Origin of the sequence: Paenibacillus foliorum (assembly GCF_013141765.1) — a bacterium.
In the GTDB taxonomy this organism is placed as follows: Bacteria; Bacillota; Bacilli; order Paenibacillales; family NBRC-103111; genus Paenibacillus_S; species Paenibacillus_S foliorum.
Genome location: NZ_WHOD01000117.1, coordinates 1 through 1035 on the forward strand (window position 1 = coordinate 1; position 1035 = coordinate 1035).

General features: G+C 33.0%; 1 protein-coding gene. It reads right to left on the minus strand.

What is annotated here, in order from left to right; translation table 11 throughout:
• Positions 1–72: 72 nt before the first annotated feature.
• Positions 73–786: a DKNYY domain-containing protein gene (locus tag GC093_RS30565; protein ID WP_171655731.1), complete on the minus strand. Its 714-nt coding sequence runs from the start codon at positions 784–786 to the stop codon at positions 73–75.
• Positions 787–1035: the final 249 nt, after the last annotated feature.

Below are 1035 nucleotides of genomic sequence, written 5' to 3' on the forward strand. Positions count from 1 at the left end.
TCCCGTTAGTTGAATGAATGATATGGTTCTCAGCAGTATTTGTCTTCAATAACTTTTAATCTTACTTATTCTTTATCTTTTATCTTCCACTAATTTATATCCTATATAAGTAAGTTTATCCGTTTTTGCTTTTCCATCTTCAGAATAAATAACACTCTCAGTAATAAACCCATACTTTTTACGATTATATTCGTGCTTATTTCTTTCATACTCTGATGATTTTTCTCTCGGGTCATTTTCTTTACCCAAGAAGCTGTCAAACGAAGACAGAGTTGAAAAACGTGCTCTCTCGATGACTTCAAATTTAGAAACATCATCTACAAAAAGTGGTAAGCTACCACAGTAAGCGTCGTTTTTATCTTTTGAATAAGGATACTCCAGTACTTTAAAACTATCTGGGTCTGCATTGATTACTTTAAATATTGACCAGTCATTACTATCGTAAATATATACATTATTCTTATCTTTTGCGTAATGATTTCTGCCTTTGGTGCTAATAATTTTGAAGGTTTCAGGATCAGACCCTTCTACTTTATGGTTTTTAAAAAACACACTGTTATTATCTATTGCAAAATCACTGTACTTTAAAACCTTGAATTCATCCTTTTTTACATTGATCGGATTAACTCTTCTGCCAGCTCCCGCATCATAGGAAACATAATTCCATGTTCCATTTTCATATACAAATCCGGGTTTGAATGAAAACCATAAATATAAACTTATAGTAAGGATGCAAACAATAAGGGTGCAAACAACAATTCCGGCTATCACTAGCTTCTTTTTCATTAACACCACTCATTCTAATTAATAGTAAGGAAACAAAAGCCATAGACATTGATTTAATACATATTCGTTTAGGTTATCGTACTCTCCTGCCCGTTACTTCAATAAAGAAAGGAGGAACTGCGCAGCTGCAGATCCTCAACTATAGTCTCCCGTTAGAGCTTAATCTCTTTTCCAATCATACTCTATAAAAATGAGAAGTTTTTATATAATTGAGGTCTCGTGCACTGTCTTGTGAGTCAAAAGCAACAT